The 19,815-nt window shown below is 40.8% G+C and carries 19 protein-coding genes; 12 read left to right on the top strand and 7 right to left on the bottom strand.

The genetic code is table 11. The features are described 5' to 3' along the window. Positions 1-30: 30 nt before the first annotated feature. Both ACN20O_RS17405 and ACN20O_RS17400 read left to right on the top strand, forming a co-directional pair. On the top strand, positions 31-1,020 hold the full coding sequence (locus ACN20O_RS17405) for a tyrosine-type recombinase/integrase (protein ID WP_491635551.1): 990 nt from the start codon (positions 31-33) through the stop codon (positions 1,018-1,020). Positions 1,021-1,122: 102 nt separating this feature from the next. Further along, entirely contained in the window at positions 1,123-2,838 is a 1,716-nt protein-coding gene (locus tag ACN20O_RS17400) for a hypothetical protein (RefSeq protein ID WP_491635549.1), read from the top strand. Here the strand turns inward: ACN20O_RS17400 and ACN20O_RS17395 are convergent, their stop codons facing one another. Then, positions 2,839-3,522: a hypothetical protein gene (locus tag ACN20O_RS17395; protein WP_491635547.1), complete on the bottom strand. Its 684-nt coding sequence runs from the start codon at positions 3,520-3,522 to the stop codon at positions 2,839-2,841. Positions 3,523-3,577: 55 nt separating this feature from the next. On the opposite strand from ACN20O_RS17395, the gene ACN20O_RS17390 reads away from it, so the two are divergent. From ACN20O_RS17390 to ACN20O_RS17370, 5 genes are all read left to right on the top strand, one after another. Further along, complete coding sequence (locus ACN20O_RS17390; protein ID WP_491635545.1) at positions 3,578-4,348, top strand: tRNA (5-methylaminomethyl-2-thiouridine)(34)-methyltransferase MnmD; 771 nt, start codon at positions 3,578-3,580, stop codon at positions 4,346-4,348. Between the two features lie 43 nt (positions 4,349-4,391). Next, positions 4,392-5,735 carry an HD-GYP domain-containing protein gene (locus ACN20O_RS17385; RefSeq protein ID WP_491635542.1) on the top strand — a complete coding sequence of 448 codons (1,344 nt, stop codon included), beginning with the start codon at positions 4,392-4,394 and terminating at the stop codon, positions 5,733-5,735. Between the two features lie 78 nt (positions 5,736-5,813). Next, positions 5,814-6,659, top strand: coding sequence for an alpha/beta fold hydrolase (locus ACN20O_RS17380; protein ID WP_491635540.1), 846 nt, complete (start codon positions 5,814-5,816; stop codon positions 6,657-6,659). Then, entirely contained in the window at positions 6,653-7,483 is an 831-nt protein-coding gene (locus ACN20O_RS17375; protein ID WP_491635537.1) for a helix-turn-helix transcriptional regulator, read from the top strand. Before ACN20O_RS17380 ends, ACN20O_RS17375 begins: the two co-directional genes overlap by 7 nt. Next, a complete protein-coding gene (locus tag ACN20O_RS17370) occupies positions 7,476-8,393 on the top strand; it encodes a hypothetical protein (protein ID WP_491635535.1) in 918 nt (305 codons plus the stop codon). Before ACN20O_RS17375 ends, ACN20O_RS17370 begins: the two co-directional genes overlap by 8 nt. Here ACN20O_RS17370 and ACN20O_RS17365 read toward each other — a convergent pair. Next, positions 8,340-9,080: a hypothetical protein gene (locus ACN20O_RS17365; protein ID WP_491635533.1), complete on the bottom strand. Its 741-nt coding sequence runs from the start codon at positions 9,078-9,080 to the stop codon at positions 8,340-8,342. The two genes, ACN20O_RS17370 and ACN20O_RS17365, sit on opposite strands and share 54 nt — an antisense overlap. A gap of 78 nt (positions 9,081-9,158) precedes the next feature. Here ACN20O_RS17365 and ACN20O_RS17360 point away from each other — a divergent pair, with 78 nt between their 5' ends. The 3 genes from ACN20O_RS17360 to ACN20O_RS17350 all read left to right on the top strand — a co-directional run bounded on the left by ACN20O_RS17360 (position 9,159) and on the right by ACN20O_RS17350 (position 11,633). After that, positions 9,159-9,941, top strand: coding sequence for a class I SAM-dependent methyltransferase (locus ACN20O_RS17360; RefSeq protein ID WP_491635531.1), 783 nt, complete (start codon positions 9,159-9,161; stop codon positions 9,939-9,941). 97 nt (positions 9,942-10,038) lie between these two features. Continuing rightward, positions 10,039-10,659: a sensor histidine kinase gene (locus ACN20O_RS17355; RefSeq protein ID WP_491635529.1), complete on the top strand. Its 621-nt coding sequence runs from the start codon at positions 10,039-10,041 to the stop codon at positions 10,657-10,659. Between the two features lie 17 nt (positions 10,660-10,676). Then, the gene (locus tag ACN20O_RS17350; RefSeq protein ID WP_491635527.1) at positions 10,677-11,633 is read left to right on the top strand and encodes an NAD(P)H-dependent flavin oxidoreductase; all 957 of its coding nucleotides are present in this window, start codon (positions 10,677-10,679) and stop codon (positions 11,631-11,633) included. On the opposite strand, the gene htpX is transcribed toward ACN20O_RS17350, so the two are convergent. The 5 genes from htpX to ACN20O_RS17325 all read right to left on the bottom strand — a co-directional run bounded on the left by htpX (position 11,630) and on the right by ACN20O_RS17325 (position 16,460). Continuing rightward, complete coding sequence (htpX, locus tag ACN20O_RS17345) at positions 11,630-12,547, bottom strand: protease HtpX (RefSeq protein ID WP_102243596.1); 918 nt, start codon at positions 12,545-12,547, stop codon at positions 11,630-11,632. The genes ACN20O_RS17350 and htpX overlap by 4 nt on opposite strands. A gap of 172 nt (positions 12,548-12,719) precedes the next feature. Further along, the gene (locus ACN20O_RS17340; RefSeq protein WP_491635524.1) at positions 12,720-13,448 is read right to left on the bottom strand and encodes an alpha/beta fold hydrolase; all 729 of its coding nucleotides are present in this window, start codon (positions 13,446-13,448) and stop codon (positions 12,720-12,722) included. Position 13,449: 1 nt separating this feature from the next. Then, a complete protein-coding gene (locus ACN20O_RS17335; protein WP_491635522.1) occupies positions 13,450-14,436 on the bottom strand; it encodes a DUF2817 domain-containing protein in 987 nt (328 codons plus the stop codon). Positions 14,437-14,439: 3 nt separating this feature from the next. Further along, positions 14,440-15,795, bottom strand: a complete 1,356-nt coding sequence (locus tag ACN20O_RS17330; RefSeq protein WP_491635519.1) for a KamA family radical SAM protein — start codon at positions 15,793-15,795, stop codon at positions 14,440-14,442. 50 nt (positions 15,796-15,845) lie between these two features. Continuing rightward, the gene (locus ACN20O_RS17325; RefSeq protein ID WP_491635517.1) at positions 15,846-16,460 is read right to left on the bottom strand and encodes a DedA family protein; all 615 of its coding nucleotides are present in this window, start codon (positions 16,458-16,460) and stop codon (positions 15,846-15,848) included. Positions 16,461-16,583: 123 nt separating this feature from the next. Here ACN20O_RS17325 and ACN20O_RS17320 point away from each other — a divergent pair, with 123 nt between their 5' ends. Both ACN20O_RS17320 and ACN20O_RS17315 read left to right on the top strand, forming a co-directional pair. Then, complete coding sequence (locus ACN20O_RS17320; protein ID WP_491635514.1) at positions 16,584-18,623, top strand: hypothetical protein; 2,040 nt, start codon at positions 16,584-16,586, stop codon at positions 18,621-18,623. A gap of 117 nt (positions 18,624-18,740) precedes the next feature. Next, on the top strand, positions 18,741-19,814 hold the full coding sequence (locus ACN20O_RS17315; RefSeq protein ID WP_491635512.1) for a tyrosine-type recombinase/integrase: 1,074 nt from the start codon (positions 18,741-18,743) through the stop codon (positions 19,812-19,814). Position 19,815: the final 1 nt, after the last annotated feature.

Here is a 19,815-nt window from a genome sequence, read left to right as displayed (position 1 = left end):
CATATCGACTGGAATATAATTAAATTAACTATGAACGTTCCAGCGAAAAAAAATAATGGTTCTCTTAAGCTTTACCAAAGTGAGTCTTCATTCAATTTTGAATTGGAGTACGAATTCTTCAACAATTTTGAATCGCCTCACACACGTAAGTCTTACCGTCTGGACATCACTCAATTTTGCGAATTTTTAAGAGACAATTTTAAGGATGTTAACGGCTACAACGACATCAAACGCGTACATGTCGTGGCCTTCAGAAACTGGCTGACTGACAATAATTTGGCTCCCAAAACAATTAATCGTAAGATAGCGGCGAACTCAAGTTTTTTTGATTTCCTGATCGAAAAGAATATGATTCAGTTCAACCCGTGCTCATCAATTAAGCGCCCACGCCAGGAAGTCATTCAACCAACAAATGACCTGAGTGATGACGAGATCGGAACTCTCCTATCACTACTTGATGACTTAAAAGGGCCAGGACTTTTACACAAGGCCGTAATCTACACACTTTTTACGACTGGGATTCGTAAAGCGGAATTAATCAATTTAAGGCGCAAGAATTTTTACACTAAAGACTCCCATTACATTATTGAAGTCCGCGCCAAAGGCGGAAAACAACTCACTAAGGTTGTACACCCTAAATGCGCTGAGATTATTATTGAATACATCTCTTTCCTGGAGAGTTCTGGCGAAGCTGTTCATCCGGAAGACTGGATTTTCAGGCCTTCTAAAAACCCATTAGAGCCAGAACATATCATCAAACCACTCAATCCAAAATCTGTGGATTACATCATTAAAACATGGTGTAAAAAGGCCGGAATTAACCACCGCATTTCCCCTCACTCGGCCAGAGCAAGCTACATTGGATCGGCGCTGGATGCAGGAGTTGACCTGTATAAAGTTTCAAAAGACGTGGGCCATGCCTCTGTCAGAACGACTGAAGAATATAATAAAAGACGCCAAAAACTCTCTGAGAGTCCAGTCTTTGGGCTGGGATTTATGAAAGGTAAAAAAGAATCTTAGAAAGTGCCATCATTAGTGGGCAGCTCTAAGTGAATTTCCCCCTAAAAATACAGTTTTTACAAGAATAGCCGATAGGTTTGGTACAATAACCCCATGGGGACTATGAAAGTATCAATTCTTCTGGCATTCACTCTCCTGAGCTCATTTGCCTTCGCTGCAGATAAAGAAAAGATTGTGCAAAAATCCGGCGTTCAAGGCGATATTGTGGTGAATGACTCTCTTCAAAAGCTCCTTGATGTCCCGGGTGTAAAACCAATCTACGAAGAATGCAAAAAAAACAACCAGGCCTATTCAGAAAATATCCCTACGTGTATTTGGGATAACGTCAAAAATAAACCTGAGTTAAAAAAGATGGTCATGCAGACCTATGCCGACACCAACAAAAGCGCACCAACTGAAGGACGTTCTCCGGCCAGCAGTAAAACGAATATGGTGACGAGCGCGCAAGTCGCTTCAATTGACTATAGCAGCGACCCAAGTGTTCAGGCCTTGAGTGAATTTTACGGGAAAAAACTCGATGAAATCCTCGACCCTGACAAGGCGCTTAGTGCGGCCGAAAAAGATAAAAACGTTATTGTAACTGTCGATCACAGAAAATTCATCGACCTTTATAAATCTGAGCTCGGTAAAACCATCATCAATGCTTTTACCTCTTACTGCCTGGATACAGACCCAAAAAGCTGTGACAAAGGTTTATGTCTTCTAAGAGAGAAAATGGACGAAGTCAAAGAAGACCGAGACACCAATCTTAAATCTATTAAGAGCACAACCTTTGACCTTGCTTCCGGTACGGCCAGTTCGAGAAAATGGACGAGCTGTATTTTTAATGTGGCCCAAGTCTGTGAAGGAAATGCGGGTGACTCTGGCCAGACAATCAATTCACGCTCTAAACAGCGTGCTTGTTTAATCACTGACTATGTAAAGACAGCTAGAAAAAACATCCAGATCGCCGACAAACAAAAAGAGTTCTACACTTCTTTGGAAAAAGAAGGAACCACTCAGATTGCCGGCAATATGAAAATCGTCACAGATGGTGAAAAAGCATCGTCTGACTCTATTTTAAAGATCACTAAAAAAGAAGTTGAAGACTCTTTAAAAAAACCGGATGAGGCCAACCTCGCTGAAATTGATCAGTGTATGGACGTGGATACTAAGACCATTAAAAACGTCGAAGTTTGTAAGAAGTTTTTAAGCACCAACAAATCAGCTAATGAAGTGGCCTTTGCCGAATTGGGGATGCGCCAGCTTGCCCAGGAAGAAATGCTCACCGAAGAACTAAAAGACGATGAAAAGGTCCGCGAGTACCTGAAGGAAGAAGGATTTAAAGACGAAGAAATCCAGAAGCTGACGGCCAGTGCGGAGTCCATTGAAGAGATCAGGTCTAAGATTTTAGCGCGCTTTAAGAATGAAAAAGAGGCCATCATTGAAGAAATGAGAAGGAAAATCGAAACGAAAACATCAAGTAGTGATGGGAAAATCGACAATCAGGATATCAGTAAACTGGAAAAGATTAGAAATGACCTGGCTTCGCGAACATCTGATCTTTCAAATTTAATGCAGTTTAACAACATCGTGTCTTCTTATCTGGAAACAAACGACAAAAAGAGCGGCACAAACGAAAGAAACACGGCTTCCCTATTTGCCGAAGCAAAAACAATGGATGGCGCCGAAGGCAAGGCTTTACAAGAGCAAATCAAAAAAGCTGATTTAAAAGAAAATAAAGGCAACAGTACCATTGACCTGAACGTTAATGAGATCAACAACAGCTTCATCAAATACAACAACAAGTTGCAAGAGCAGCAGCAAAAAAAGAATTAATTACTTCTTAAAACCAGTGAAATACTGAAAGAGCTCGGCCGCTTTATCGGTGCCTGAACAGGCCTCGTAGCCGGCGTAGACTTCATCCATTCCCAGGATTTGCCCTGGCTGAATGTTAAACTGGGTCCTGACTTTAAAAGTCTCTGCACCCACTTGTGCCATCTTACCTTTATCCAGAGAAAAATACTTGATCGTGTACCCATCCATCGTGTCTTTAAAGAAGTTGATCTGAACCTGATCGGTTCCTTCTGTCGCGGTATTGCTGATAGATTGATTGTTTTGAATTTTAGTGCAAAGACGGGCCAGGAATCCTGAATTATTGGTTTGGATATTTGGTTCAAAGACCTGAGTCGTTGATGACTTATAAATTAACCCTGAACCACTATCTTGCAAAATGCCATTGACGGCATAAGTCTTTCTGGTCTGTGAACAGTCTTTATAGTCCACACTAAAATTAAAAGTCCCACCTGAATAAAGAGACGAGCGGAAATTAGCACTTTTTGATTGATAGGCATAACAGATTCTTGTTGCGATTGCCCTCTGATCTGTGGTCAAATCGGCGACACTAACCATTTCTGCCGACGATGAAAACGTCGAAGCCGGGGTTCTTCCCGCTTGCCCGCCACCACATCCAGACAGGATAAGTGCGAGCGTAGAAAATAAGTAAAGCTGTCGATTGATCATAGACTTCCTCATAAGATATCTATCGACATTTTTGACAATTAATTAATGGATGCTCATGGACTTTAAGGGAAAATTAGGAAACTACAAAATCATTGAGACTGAGGATAATACTCTGACAGTTTACTCTGAATATTTCGATGAGGCTTGCCACAATCTTTCAGGTGCCTACAACGAAACTCTCTACAATTATATTTCTGGATGTTTTATACCCGAGCAAATAACTCAAAACAAAAACGTTCACGTCCTCGATGTCGGTTTCGGAATTGGGCTGGGTTTAAAAGCGCTGATTGCCACGGCCAAAGAAATCCCCTCAATAAATCTTAAGGACTTTTCTTACACGTCGATGGAACTTGATGAAGACCTTTTTCTCTGGTCGGCCCAAACAAACTTTCCAGAACTCAACTTTACTAAGTATGAAAACACTTACCAGACCCGCGTCTCCATTGCGCCTGAGCTCTATTTATCAGTAACCGTCTATATTGGTGATGGCCGAAAAACTCTTCCCCATGCCTATAAAATGGGCAAACTCCCTATGATGACGGCGATCTTTCAGGATGCTTTTTCCCCTAAGAAAAACCCAACTCTCTGGACCGTAGAATGGTTTAAGGACCTAAAGAAAATGTCACACCCGGAAGTCTACCTTTCCACTTATAGCTCTTCCGTCAGTATCAGAAAGACCCTCCTGGCCACTGGCTGGCAAATTGAGAATGCAAAGGGCTTCGGTCAAAAAAAGACCATGACCAAGGCGCGCCTCATTGGCACGACTGACCCGCTCCTCTCGGCAGAACTCTCCCGGTCCAAAGCACTTGAATTAAGAGACATCTAAGTTAAAATAAAAGAGAGAACTCAGTTATTTTTTAAGGATGTTTATGGCCCAGGTTATTTTAATCGAAAGCAACAAAACGATGAACGATCTTCTTTCAGTCAACCTGACAACGTATCTGGGAGTGGATCTCATTCACCGAAAGAATGCTCAGGAGACTTTAAGCCTTCTGGCCATCCTGCCAAGTATTGACCTGATCATCACCAACTCACAAATTGAAGGTGAAGACACGGCCAATATCATCAACGACTACCTTATCGAAAACAATTTAGAAATCGGACTTATGACTTTAGGTGGAGCAGTGAAAAAAAGCACCGACCACACTATTGCCATTGCCAGCGATAAAGACTGGGAAAAAGTCATCCAGACTTCGGCCAAGATTTTGGGAATCAGTGAAGAAGTCCTGGCCAAAAAAGTTGTTCCTGATTACGTTGCTATTCCGGTTCGTTACTTTTTAAACCTGGACACAGTCAACTGTGACGTTTTTATCCGCATTAAAAAATCGCCGACGGAATTCCAGTACGTCAAAAGAATCCATAATGGCGACACGTTTTCAAAAGACTCTATTCAACGCTATCTGGAGCAAGGACTGGAATTCTTCCACGTTCCTAAGGACCACCATAAAAACTTCGCCATTTTTCTCTCTAACCGCCTGGTAGACAAGATAGATTCCCCTCATCTGGATGAAACTCAAAAGATCCAGATCATGGGAGAGTCTTACGATATTGCCACTAAAGAGATTATGAAACTGGGCTTTAACAGCGAGACAATTCAGCTGACTGACACCATCATTGAAAACATGGTGAAGAACTTTGAAAAGTCGCCAGAGATGTCTAACCTGCTTCATAAAGTTATCAACTCTAAAACAGGACTCCTTTACCAACGAAGCCACATGACTTCAGTTGTGGCCTGTGAAGTGATTAAGAACCTAAAACTCAACGACAACAACTCAAACGAGAAGATCGCTTTTGCCTCTTTCTTCCATGACATTATGCTGACCGACCGCGATAACCTGGCCAATATTAATTCATTTGAGGAACTGGAAAAGGCCCATTTGAATGAATCTGACTGGGACCTGGTCTTTAACCACGCCAACGAAGCGGCCCAATTGATTAAAAATCACCCTGAAGCCCCCGTTGGGGCCGATGAGATCATCCGTCACCACCATGGGGCCTTCAATGGAAAAGGCTTCTCTAACGCCATTGAGAAGCTCCCTGACCTCTCAAAAGTATTTATTGTTGCCCACCATTTCGTTTTGGAGCTGATGCGCTTTAAGGAAAACGGCGGGGAACCTAAACCAATCACGGAAGAGTTATTCAGGCGTTACCCAAGCCCCGATGTGGCCATTATCATTAAGGCCCTTGAGCGCACCTTAAAAAAGAAGAAATAATTACAAAAGACTTCCCTAAACTGATTCACAAAGGAATAATAACCTAGGGCAATCACGCCCAATACGGGACGATTCCTTATGAAGAAATTTACGGCCTATGGACAGTCTATTCATTACGTTGAAAAAAATGAATCGCAGGAGCGAACTCTTCTTTTTATTCACGGGAACTCGCACAGTCTCAGATCCTTTTCTAATCAAATGGATTCGGACGAACTGAAGAATTTTCGTCTTATCTTTGTAGACCTTCCAGGTCATGGAGAGTCGTCAAAAGAAGGAACCTACAGTTTAAGACAGTTTGGAATAATCATCTCAGAATTTATCCAGGCCCTAAGACTAAGCAATATTATACTTATAGGGCACTCCTTAGGCGGCCACGTAGCAATTAACGTATTAAAAAATTTTAACCCTGACGGACTTTTTCTTTTTGGTACACCTCCACTGAAAAAACCTTTTGATGTTAGTGCTTTTACAGGCAATACTAAGGGTGTAGCTCTTAATCTTGAGAATCCAACTGCAGCGGAAATCGAACTTTTAATGACGGAATTGAACTATACCGGCGCTCAAAAAACTTTGGCGACAGAAGATTTTTTAAAGAGTGATCCACGTTTTCGCACTGGTATTTTGGCTGACGTCATATCTAACATCCACGAAGACGAAATAAACCTGATCAATTCTTTTTATGGCGATGTCATGTTTTTAGTGGCAAGTAAAGAAAGCCTGATTAATAATGATTATATCCGACGCGAGTTTTCTAGTGAGTTAACAAACACTCAGATAAAAGTAATCGATGCGGGCCATTCACCTCAGATTGAAAGAGGTGTAGTGTTTAATAAAATGCTTTCGGATTTTGCTAAAAACGTTTTTGAAAAGAAATATATTTTAAATAATGTGCACACTAAACAACACGAGAGTCAGTTATGGTAAGTAAAGAATCAAACTACAGCATCGCAGCCCTTTTTAAATCAACAAGAAAATTCCACCGTCTTCAGCAGACAGAATTTTCAGCTATCCTAGGCGTTACTCAAGGAACGATTTCTAAAATTGAAGCCGCAGCTATGAGCCCGGAACTTGGCCTTTGGTTTAGATTCCTAAGAGCATTCAACATCCAGGACCCATACTGCTTCACATACAGTGGAGTGGAATTCGATGAGGCCGCTTTCCAAAAGCTAAAAACTGAAGGTTCATCACTGGCCCCTGGTTTTGACTTCTCAAAAAATAACTACATCTTCAATGTGAGAAAGATTCGCCCTCTTTATGACTTCCTGATGATAAAACACAGCAAATCATTTGAGTCGTTTTTAAAAGACAACAAAATCTCAAAAGAGATCTTCTTCATTTTAAACCACCCGCTGACAACTGAGTTTGCTGATACCTTCTTCTCTTTCCTTGAAGAAAATAAAATCAACGCTAAGTCAGTAGCTCTTCTAGACCTGAACTTTGAGCACGCGCTTGGAAGACAAATGAAAGATCTTATGGCCGTTGACTCATCTGATGGCATTTTCTCTATCATTAACGATGACAACGACAACATCCTTGAATACGAATTCGGAAACAAGGGTGAGTACTTCATCAACCTAAAAAAGAAAAACCTTCCACACGTAAAATCGCTTGAGAAGTCGGAACTGGTCATGAACTACAACTTCCTGTACCCGTACCACATCATGAAAGCGACAAAGAATATGAAAGTTTCAGCTCCGCAAATCACGGAGGTGAAAAAAGACCAGAGATGGCAAGTACTCTATGCTTAATGAAAACCAAATTTTCTGGAGCAATCTAGAAAAGATCAAAGATAGCCTTCTTCTGAGTGACCAGAAGTTTGCTGAAACTTTAGGGCTTTCATATGAGGACTATGTAAAACATAGACAAGGTGCTTTTTTTCTTCCCTTAGACTGTGTTTTTGAATTTGCAGAGAAGATGAATTTTCACTTCGAAGACCTGCTAAAACAAGAATTTAGAATTAAAATCGAATCGGCCACAGGGCAGACTCTTCTGCCTGAGCGATACACCTATGCTACTTATAGTGAACTTCAACCAATCAAAAATATTATTAGTTACCTTGAATTGGTTAGAGGATTTCGCGCCAAAGTTAACTTAATTCGAAAGTTCAACCTTACTGATGACATCTTTAACGGGTCTGAACAGAAAGTGAACGTGAACTTAATCTCAGACATTGTTAGTTATTTAAATAACACTTACAAATTTTCAGAGAAAGAATACAAGGCCATGGGCCAACAGACTCCTTTTGTCGTTAAGGGCGATTTCTTAAAAAATAAACTGACTGCACCAAAAACAATCGAAGATGTCGTGAGTACATTTTTTGAAGAATGCACTCACTTATTTGACAAAAATTATCATTATAAAATTGATAACATTGTTGGCAATCACGTCATTATTGATGCAATTCCAAGAAAACATGTTCTTGAAGAAATGAAGATTAACTTAACTGAATTCGGCAGCCGTGAAGTATGTCTGACCAGAATGGGTGTTATTTCCAGCATGACTTACTATAAGTACGGCCTTAACTCTCCTATCACTCAAATTGCTTCTCTTCAAAATGGAGACTCAACAAATCGCTACCTAATGGACATGACTCCGTTTAAATCTTTAGGCCGCGCGTCTCGCTCTAAGCTCTCTGATTCCAAGACCATCTATCAGTAATTTGTTTTTCCACAATCCAGCATGCTTGAAGGCCATTTGGTTGGCAATCAATGAGAATTTATTATTATAAAAAATGACGGCTTCAGCTCCTTTTAAATTTTTTTGATAAAAATGCGCTTTCTCTGTCAATTTATTAAGACCAATTTTTAAAAAGAACTGGTCTGTTTTAACTTTCACCACTCCACACGTAATCATATGGGGAATATTGAATTCTTCATGATGCTTTACAATCACCATCATCATAATTTCTTTGAGCCATTCTTTGAGTTCAGGATCCTGCCTGTAATCCAGGTTTTGCGCCCATGATGAATCAAAAGAAATAAGCTCAGGTGCATTGACTTCTGCAATGATTCGATTAATTTCATCAACACATCCTGGATCTCCATCCGCTTTCATTAAGGTGAGTCCTGGAAATTCAAAACAATTATCTATGCACCTATCCAAAGGTGTCGCCTTATAAGCAAAAATTGGGATTAATTCATTAACTGTCTCTTCACAAAAAAGAATATGTGTTCCAAAAAAATCGGCCTTATCCATTGGCAGAATATTATTTCCATAGGCCGCTTCATAACCATCAAATTTCATCTTTAAGGCCTTACCTAAAAGATTTGAACAAAAAGAATCATCCAAGGCAAAAATCGGGTAATCTATCACTACAACCCTGAACTTTTTTTTATTATGGAACAATAATACCTCCTGACAATAAATTCCGACTGGCATATAATGCATAACTAATGCGTCCGACTATTATAATGGGAAACAATAATGAAAAATTATCTTATTGATCATGCTGACGAAAACATGAGGTTAGACTTTCAAAATAAAATTGATGTCTATGATTTAGACAAAGAACTTGCCCATTTTCAGTGGAACTCTGACAAACTTATTCTCGATGCTGGTTGTGGAAATGGAAATGTTGTTGAAAAACTTCTTTCAATGGGAATGAAATCAATTCACGGAGTCGATTTTTCAGAAGATAGAATTAAACAGGCACAGGAGAGATTCTCCTCTATAAATGAAGTTCTTTTTTATAATTACTCCCTGGAGAAAACAGACTTTGCAAGTAATACATACGATATCATCATATGCCGTTACATTTACGAGCATATACCTAACCCTATTAACATTATTAAAGAGCTAAATCGTATTCTTAAACCGAATGGATTAATCTATATCATTAACTTCGATGATATCTTTTTCAATTTCTATACTAAAAATGATTCCTTTAATCAGGAGCTCAAAAATCTAAAATCTAAACTTCCTCAGGATTTTGAAATAGCCCGCAAGCTACCACAGTTTTTAAAGCAAAATGGCTTTCAGGATGTAGATTGGAATGCGGAAACTTTTTTTTTCAAGGGTGAACGATTGGAACTAGAAAGAGAAAATAACCGCATGCGGCTTGAGCAAGGTAAGGGCCATTTATCTAAATATTTTCCTGACGAAAATAAATACTTAAACTTTAGCCAGACTTACTTGAACGAAATGCAAGACGATTGCAACGTTATGGCGGCAACAAAATACCTCATTAAGGCCCGAAAAAAGGGCTAAATAGTTTTCAAGCTAGGCAAGGACTCTCCCTCTCTTGACACATTCCTAGAGGAATACTACGTTTATAGTATAAACACCCACGGAGAATACAAAGTACATGCTGACTTATCTGCACGATATAAGAAATAAACTGACATTGATTTCAGTTCATACAGCGCTTTTATCTAAGAAGTATGGTGAAGAAGAATTTTTCCCTATCAGAACCAATCTCGTGAGGATTTCAGAGCTAATTAACGATGCCTACAGAGAACTCCAGCGCACAAATGAGTATCCTCCCATCATGTACACTCCACAGGAGCTCGTCCGACAGATGGACCTCCTGACAGAAACGGCTCAGCTTCTTTTTCCAGTGCAAATTAAAAACGAAACCCGCGACTACAAACCTCAAGACTTCTTCCACATCGAACTCAATATCCAGCAAGTATTTCAGGTCATCGAAAACGCTCTTGATAACTCTGTTAAGGCCCAATCAACAAAAATCATCATTAGGCTTCTGGATAATGGCACTCACTGTATTTATGAGATCGTTGACAATGGAACTGGCAAACAGCAGCAGGACGAGTACACAACAGTTAATGATGTTTCTATTATCCCCCACGGCATTGGTAAAGAAATCATGATTCGAAACATGAAGAACCTTCATGGAAAAGTTGAATGGGCCCGCCGTATGGACCAGACTGGAATGATCGTCAGATTGTATTTTCCTAAAAAAGTTTAATCAGTTACTATTTTCTTATGAAAAATAGAATCACTGACCTCTTTGGTATCCAATATCCTATCATCCAGGGCGGAATGGTCTGGGTTTCGGGCGGAAAGCTCGCAGCAAGCGTCTCAAACGCCGGAGGACTAGGCTTAATCGGTGCAGGCTCTATGAAGCCTGATCTACTTAAACAACACATTTTAAAGGCCCAGGGGCTCACGAATAAACCTTTTGGCGTGAACGTTCCACTCTTGTACGAAAAAGCTCAGGAACAAATCGACTGCGCTCTTGATCTGGGAGTAAAAATATTTTTTACATCGGCCGGGTCGCCGAAAAAATTCACTGCTTATTTAAAACAAAAAGGCGCGATCGTCACTCATGTGACCAGCTCACCTGAACTTGCTCTTAAGTGTGCCGAGGCCGGAGTGGATGCCATTGTGGCCGAAGGATTTGAGGCCGGAGGGCATAACGGTCGCGAGGAAATAACCACGATGACTCTTATCCCGCAAGTCAGGGAAAAGATCTCCCTGCCATTAATCGCCGCAGGAGGAATCGCTTCTGGGAGCTCTATCGCCGCCGCCATGGCCTTAGGGGCCGAGGGGGTTCAGCTGGGCACGCGTTTTCTCATGACCCGTGAATCAAGCGCACATGAAAATTTTAAAAAACTCGCACTCGAAGCTCTTCCCCATTCGACTCAAATCATGATGAGAAAAACTGTTCCTGTCAGGCTTTTGCAGAATCAATTTTCTAATGAAATTAAAACCATTGAAGAAACATTCACCGGAGATGAGTTAAAAAATAAACTCAACGAACACCTGGGGAAGTACCGCGCAAAAATGGGAATGCTCGATGGTGATCTTTCGTCCGGAGAATTAGAGATAGGCCAGATTGTCAGTTTGATTAAAGACATTCCTAGTGTGGAAGAAGTCATGAAAGAGTTAATTAGCGATTACCAAAAAACTCTCTCACGACTCCCATTAAAATTAGATTAAACAGATCCTCTTCTTAAAGCTTCGATTCTCACTTCTAATGGCGGGTGAGTTGAAAACAGTGCCATGACCCCTGCTTTGCTTGAAATCTGCATTGACCTGAAGTTCGGGTCAGCTTTTCCATCGCCGTTATTTCCTTCAGCAGCTAGCTGAGGGTACGCTCTTTGAAGTGACTCAAGAGCAGCGATCATTTTTTCACGCCCAGCTAAATCAGCTCCGCCTTTATCTGCACGGAACTCTCTGTAGCGAGAAAACCAAGCGACGATTGGCATTGCTAAAAGACCGAAGATGATATCGAAAACAAAAACCAGCGCCATATTCACGAATGGGTTTGGAGCTGAGTCGCGTTCATCGTCACTATTTCCTCTTAGGGCCTGAGAAATAGCGAAGGCCGCAATTCTTGAGAAGAACATAACGAAGGCGTTCACTACACCTTGAACCAGAGTCATCGTCACCATGTCGCCGTTAGCAATGTGGGCAACCTCGTGAGCAAGAACACCTTCAACTTCAGCATCATTCATTCTGCTTAGAAGTCCGGTTGAAACTGCCACCAGAGATGAGTTTCTCGATCTACCAGTAGCAAAGGCGTTTACTTCCATTGATTGATAAATACCTACTTCCGGCATTTCTGTTAAACCTGCACGGCGAGAAAGGCGGTGAACTTTCTCAACAATCCCTCTGTGAGGACCATCAAGTGTGACGATTTGAACACCCATAGTCCACTTCGCCATTTGTTTTGAAAGTAAAAGAGCGATAAAAGAACCACCCATACCCCAAAGAAGACAGAACGCCATAAGAGAGCCGTACTGAATTCCCCCTTGAGAGATGTAATGACCAATACCCAGGGCGGACATGATCACGCTAATTGTGATTGAGATCGCTAAAGATACGGCCGCAAAAATGAGCCAACGTTTCATAAATAATTTTCTCCAATAAGTTTTAATGCTTATATTTTGGGAGCAATCTCTCTACTGTCAAGATTACCAAGTCAAAAATAGTAAACAATTCTTCACCTTAAAATGTAACAGGACTACCGGGAAAATCTATTAAATAAACCCGAAGGAATACTTCACTTAAATCGTACTGAAATTATGGAATCTTCGCTAATTCCGATAAAAGCCATTGGGGGTCGTCTAGGGGAAGGTCGTGACCGGCGTCCGGATGCACAGCTTTTTTGGCGCCCAAAAACCTAATGAGCTCTTCCGAACAACTTGAATCCACTAAGCGATCGCCTTTTGAATAAATCACCGTTACGGGCACCTTCGGGCGTTGGGTAATTCTAAAAGTGCTGGCAACATAAAGTTGGTTGAGGCTTGAGACAACAGAAACCGGCCTCTCACTTTGAATGCGAACAAAGATCTTTTGGATCTCCGCTTTTTTCTGGGCGTCTAATTTGTTGGTGGTGAGATTAAGAATCAGGCCTTCTTTTTTTTCTACTGTTTTAGTAAGTAGAATCTCTAAAAGAACTCTCCATTCTTTTAAATTAAAACGCTTCAATGGTCCCGAGAGATTTTTTGCCGATGAATTGATAGTAAAAACCATGCAGACTTCATCAGGGTACAATAAAGACCAGCGAAGAGCGATCATTCCCCCCATTGAAATCCCAATCAAAATGAGCGGGTCTCCCTTGCTGACTTTTTGACGAAGAAACTCCACATAAGAATCTAAATCGCGAGGAGAAGTCATTTCATGAAACATTCCGGCCCCGGGAAGATCAAGAGAAAGAACCGGGATTTTCGTTTTTTCAAAAAACAGTTCTGGAAGGCCTCTCCAGTGAGCGATTTCGCGAGTGAGTCCTCTTAAAAAAAGAGCGCGCATCTTATGCCTCCTCTTTTTTAATTACCCAGGCATCCGTGTTTTGCATTAGTCTGGTGATAAATTCAATCAGGATGTAGTGGCGTCTCATAGTTCTTTGAAAACGGTGTTCAACCACCGGATTGAAAAAACCTTGTTTAGAAAAAAGCTGAATAGGATTTTTTTTAAGCCAGCTCCACGACCCCATTTCCAGTGTCCATGGAATAAAAATATTCTCGGGATGAGATTTTCTCGATTCAAAAAATAGGTAATCCCACAAATCTCCGTGAGTTGTATAGGAATCGGATTGCTGCTCAATTTTATAGATGTGATGTGGATGAGTGTTCTCATATAAGTCCACCGCGCGATCGACGATATCCCTAAACATAAAAGGCTCAGAGCTTTTAGCGTAAGGAAACCATAGACGGTCTTTTAGTCCAAACCCCGAGTGAAAATCGAGCCCCATGGAAATCTTGGCCGGGAACATTTCTCTTTTTACAAACTCAGAAACCGCATAATTTTCGGCCTCAAGTTGCCCGGCAACTCCTCTGTACCATGGGTACTTAGGCCCATAACGGTGACCGCGGTACATTTTATACCAAGGCCCTTTATCGGCCTCGACCGGAGAGTTTCTCATTAAGTCGACACCGTTGCCGTTTGAGCGGCGAAGCAGTTTCATCCCGACGGGATTAATAATGGGAATAGAAACAATCCTGAAATTTTTAAGAGACTCTCTTAAAGAAGTATCCCACTGGCATTGAGTGAAAAAACTTTTTAAAAATCCCAAAAGCACATGCGTGCCTACGCGCTCTAGTCCATGAACACCGGCAAAGAGCCCTAGTGTTGGTGCTGTTTTATCCTCTGATCCGATAACAAAAGCGTGGATGGGAAATGATTCGTTTTGATAAGTGATGGTGGTGAGAACTTCTGTCCTAATCAAATCCTGACATTCAGGAAGGCGTTGCTCAACCTGTTGGATGAGCTTTGCGACTTCCTGAAGTTCTTTAAACATAAATTAGAATCCGGCCTTCTTTTTAGCGTCAGCAATCATTTGCTCTCTCATTTTTGGATCGGCCCAGCGAGCTTGAGCTTCTGGTGAGAGCTTTCTGATTGGATCGAAATAGAAAAAGACTTCGCCTGGTTTTACATTTGGTGCTGTCCAAACTGAAATCCCGTTTTCCTGGTCATAATACTCGTAAGAAGCAATATGGCGTTTACCACCACCACCAGGAGCATCACACACGAATGTTGGTGTGTTAAATCCTGCAGTCGTTCCACGCATTGCTTTTTCTAGAGCGACAGCTTCAGCAATTGTTGTCCTAAAGTGCTCGCATCCTGGAACCATATCGTGGATATAAACGTAGTATGGCTGAACGTTCATGTATTCCATCTGACGGATCAGAAGAACCATGTCGTTGATGTTATCGTTAACACCTTCTTGAAGAACCGCTTGGTTTCTTACGATGATGCCGGCCTGGAATAATCTATCCATCGCCATTTTTGAGTAGATCGTGATTTCTTTTGGAGAAGAAAAGTGAGTGTGAACAAACACCGCTTTCCCCATCGCTTGACCTTTTTTATGAACAGCTGCCAGCGCCTCAAACCATTCATGATCAGATGTGATTTTCTGAGGGAAAATCGCAATCCCTTTTGTGGCAAAACGAATACGTCTGATGTGTGGGATATCTAAAAGTGATTCACCAATCAGTGTGATTTGTTTTGCAGTTAACATGAAAGCGTCACCACCAGAGATAACCACGTCTTCAACACGTGGAGTGTTTCTGATGTATTCAAAAGCAGCTTCCATTCTCGCGGCATTGACCCCGTAAGTTTCCTTTTCAACTGTCTCAGTCGATCCACCAATTAAGCGTGAACGCGTACAATATGAACAGTAAACCGGGCAAATGGTCGTCGGAAGGAAAAGAACTTTATCATAGTATCTATGAGTCAGACCCGGAACCGGAGCGTCTACATCTTCGTGAAGAGAGTCTGCTTCGTAGTACGGGTGATCTTCTAAGAATTGAGAACCAATCGGAAGGAATTGTTTTCTAAGCGGATCATTAACCGGGTCTTTCCAGTCAATCAGCGCGAATACATAAGGAGTGATCCTGATGTTCATTGGTGTCTTATGTTGTCCAAGAAGCATGTCTTGGTAAAACTCTTCTGAACATAATTCACCTAAAACAGTTCTTACCTGCTCTACTTTTTTAATTGAGTTTTTCAGCTGCCACATATGATCGCCGAACTCTTCCTTAGAGACATCTTTCCATGCCGGAATTACTCTCCAGAAATCATCTGAACGGAATTCGCGATGGACACCATCCTTTAGAGTTAGTCGTAAGTCAGGTTTAAGTACGTTTGGGCTCTTCATCAAATCCCCTTGATTTAACAGTTCTACACAATAAATATTTTATGATTCTATTATCGCTTATTCTTGAAGAATTTTAAGAAAAATGGCGAAATAAGCAAAATAATCAACAAAATGACAAAGTAATGGAAGTACTTTGTGATGTCAAAGTCGACAGTTTTACCAAGGTAATGAGCTCCCCCAACAATTCCCACTACCCAGATGACAGCTCCTGCCACCTCGTAAAGAGTGAATTTAAGGTAGTTCATTTTGCTGGTCCCCGCGATGAATGGGGCGAAGGTACGGACAAAGGCGATAAATTTACAGAACAGAATGGTCTTCCCGCCATGCTTCAAATAGAACTGGTGGGCCATCTCTAGGTGCTTTTCCTCCAGGAGAATCTTATTCATATTTCTTCTGGTCCAATCGGCGAATTTGCGCCCCAAGAAGTAGCTGAAATGATCCCCTAAGATAGTGGCCACTAGAAGCGATGGAATCAGGACATTGATATCGATATCCCCTTTGGCCGAGATCAGACCAAGGGTCAAAAGTAGTGAATCTCCAGGTAGGAAAAATCCAAAAAGGCCTACCTCCGCAAATAAAATTGCGGCCAGTCCCCAGTAGCCGAAGAACTGGAAAAATGCTAAAGGATCGGTGGCGATCGCTAGAAGTGGGTCTAATAAACTCATGACTTCAAAGATTTTAGCAAAAGACGCTCGCACCACATAGTAAAAAATACATACTCCTTCCCCATGCGTGGCGCACAGCACCGCAAAGAGTTAGTATGCCCTATACACTCGAAGGAAAACTTTATGAAACAGCTTAAATTAACTCTATTCTTAGCGTCGATTCTTACTGTCACTTTCGCCCAAACGGCCAATGCCGGACTTGGCGATTACCTTGAAAAGAGGGACATTCCTGGAAAAATACGCGAAGAAGTTGCTGATCTCGATATCAACTTCAGCGCTGACCTCGGTGATTTTGACCTTGTTCAAGGTGTAAACATCGCCGGTAAATACCGCTATGAAGTTGAAGCTTCTTATCAGGATCAATACTATACAAGAATTGATAAGTGGGATCTAAAAGCAAACATTAACATCGGCGATATTGTAGAGAATTTTGTTGAACTTCCTTTTTCGTTCTCAGTTAACCGTCAAAATAGCTTTTTCTTCGTAAGACAATTCAAAGAAAAAAAGGCCGCTCTAAAGGCCTTACCATACAGTCCAAAAAGACTTCCACTCTCAGCTGATTTAGCTCTTAAAAATCTAGAACCTGGTGATTTCGTTTCTATGCCAGCGTCATTGAACATCGCTGTTCAAGCGGGTGTTTCAACTTCAACTGTAACTCCAGTTGTAGTGAGTGCAAATGCAGGTGTGTACTGGATTCTAAGTGGAGAGTTTATCGTTCAGGTCTTTAAAATTGATGAAACTCACGTTCGTTTAAAAATGATTTCTCGTCGTGGGTACGACCGCGGAACAACTGCTGGAGCGGGTGTTTCATTTAAATTCTTTAGAGTGAGAGTGCTTGACCGTCAAATCGACCGTCTCTTTGACCGCGACCTGGTACAAATGGGATATTCAGTTAACCCTGGAGCGCAGTTTATCGTAGACTACGTTTTCGATTTAAAAAATGCAGAAGCAAAAGAAGCTTACGACCAAATCCTAAAGACGACTCTAAAGTTTAAAGACGTTGTTGTTATCAACAAGCTTGATGCTTATGAACTAAAAGACAAACTTGTGTCTTCATTTGAAAAAGCGGAAAAAGTTTTTGAAGCAGACAAAAAACTAGACCCAAAAGATCGTCGTATCACCAGAATCTTCAAAGGATTCACTGACTACCAAGGGCACACAAACAAGTTAAAGATGGCCCTTTTATTCATGAGCTACAAAAAAGATAAGGCCTACACAGAAAGCAAGGTGACGTTCATCGATAAGAATGAAAACAACCTGGAGTTCTTCTACCCTACATACTCAAAGTATATGGAGCAGAAGTTTGGAAAGTGGATCTTTGACCTTAAAGACCAAAGCTTCCAAAACAACTTCGCCCTTATCCCGCGCCTGAATGCTGAAAACACAAAAGCAAAAAACCCGGACTACGGTGTAACTTTTGAGCGCAAAGATAAATTCTTAAGCTCAAAGGAGCAAAGAATTGTTCAAAAGTTCATGATCGGACAAGTTCCAACGATGTTTGGTGACAAGATCGACCTTGATGCCTGGAAATCTGGTGTAGATAAAAAAGATGCCCGCATCTATTTGCAACTGGTTCTTAAGGCCCAGGGCTTTAACTACCTTAAGAGTTATAGTCTTGCTGAAATCGATAAACTTTTAATCGCCTATACAGTTCAGAAGAAAAAAGAGCACATCTTAGATGACAGTGAAGAAAACACGGCATGGGAGCGTTTAAAAGACTTCCTGTTCATCGGTCGCTTCATTAAACAAGAACGTCTTCACAACCTGGCTTCCGACATCTACACGATCCTTCAGAACAAAGAAGACGATTCTGAGATTATGACTAAGAAGCTGGTAAAACTTAACGAGCACGGAATCTTCGATAAAATCGGAGTTGGATTCCTGATTTCTCTACTTCCACAAGAGCAATTAGAAGAACTGATCTATTTAAAAGTCGAAATGACGGCAAAAGATATCAAAGCTGTTGATTACGAATATGGGAAGCTAAACTACCGCGCTCTTTATAATGAATTAACTCGCGTTCAATCGAGAATTTCTGATCGCTCATACGACCTGCGCGTGACAGATGCTGATCACGACATGGAAAATGCAGAAAATACTGAGGCGACCAAGGATTCACGCGACTCAGACACAGTGTTGGACGATATTTTGGGCTTAAATTAGCCATTACAAAAAATATCAATAATATCTTTGACTTAAATTCCAAAAGCTACATATAATATAAATTATATGTAGCTTTTTTAGCTTCACAACGATCATTTTTAAAAGGATTTAAAAAGATTGGAACTGATAACGACCACTCAAAATAAAGATCTCACTCCTAAAAATCCATCGCATCTTTTGATGGAAGAATACCTACAAAATCTTCGTCGATTGAACAAATCGGAACACACGATCAAAAACTATAGAGCTGATTTGCTCAAATTTTTTCAGTGGCTGGAGCATGATCAGAAGCTCAAAATTGAAAAAGTTAATGGCGAAATCATCGGAAAATATAAAGAGTTTTTAGGAAATGGGGGCCAAGTCCACCAGGAAATCGTAAGAAATCCTGACGGATCGGTGGAATCAACAGGCGGATTTTTAAATTGGTTTAAAAAGATAATAGGAAAGGCCGTCTTTAAAAAAAGAACCGAGAGATATCTCCTCTTTTTTCAAAATGCCATGAGTGTCTCATCAAGAAGGCGCCATTTATCGAGCTTAAAAAACTTTTTTGAGTATTTAAAAGAATCCCATGAAGATTCATCCAATAAGTTTTTAAAAAACCCGGTTAAAAGTAAAATCCACGCAATTACTCTCAAGGAAATCGATGTCACTCCGACGACGATGATCACAAAAGATGATTTCAAAAAAATTGAAGAGCAAACTTTTAGAACAAATGAACGCCTGATTTTATATCTTTTATATTATGGTGGAATGCGTTTAAGCGAGCTTTGCAGTTTAAAAATTTCAAATTTCGATAAAATTTCACGGACAATTACCTTCGATCGCAAAGGTGGATACGTGCACACATTAGTGATCCAAAAAGATGAACTAATTTTTAAAAATTTAAATTTTTACCTGGAAAACACAAATTTAGTCGGAGATTTTTTATTTCAAACCAAAGAGGGGAGGCCTTATTCTTCCAAAGCGATGTACAACAAAATTATAAAAATTATTGAACGCGCTATCCCCGATAACCAAACAATGACTAAAATCACACCCCATAGTTTCAGAAAGGCCTGCGCCACTGAACTCTATATGAAGTCCAAAGATTTATTGTTTGTCCGCGATTATTTGAATCACAAAGACGCAAAAATCACCCAGACTTATATTGATAAACGCACACTCTCCCTGAAAACACGCCGTTATCATTAGG

Source organism: Bacteriovorax sp. As-1 (genome assembly GCF_058446905.1).
Note: the sequence above shows the minus strand (reverse complement) of the source record. Positions and strands in the feature narration are given on the sequence as shown.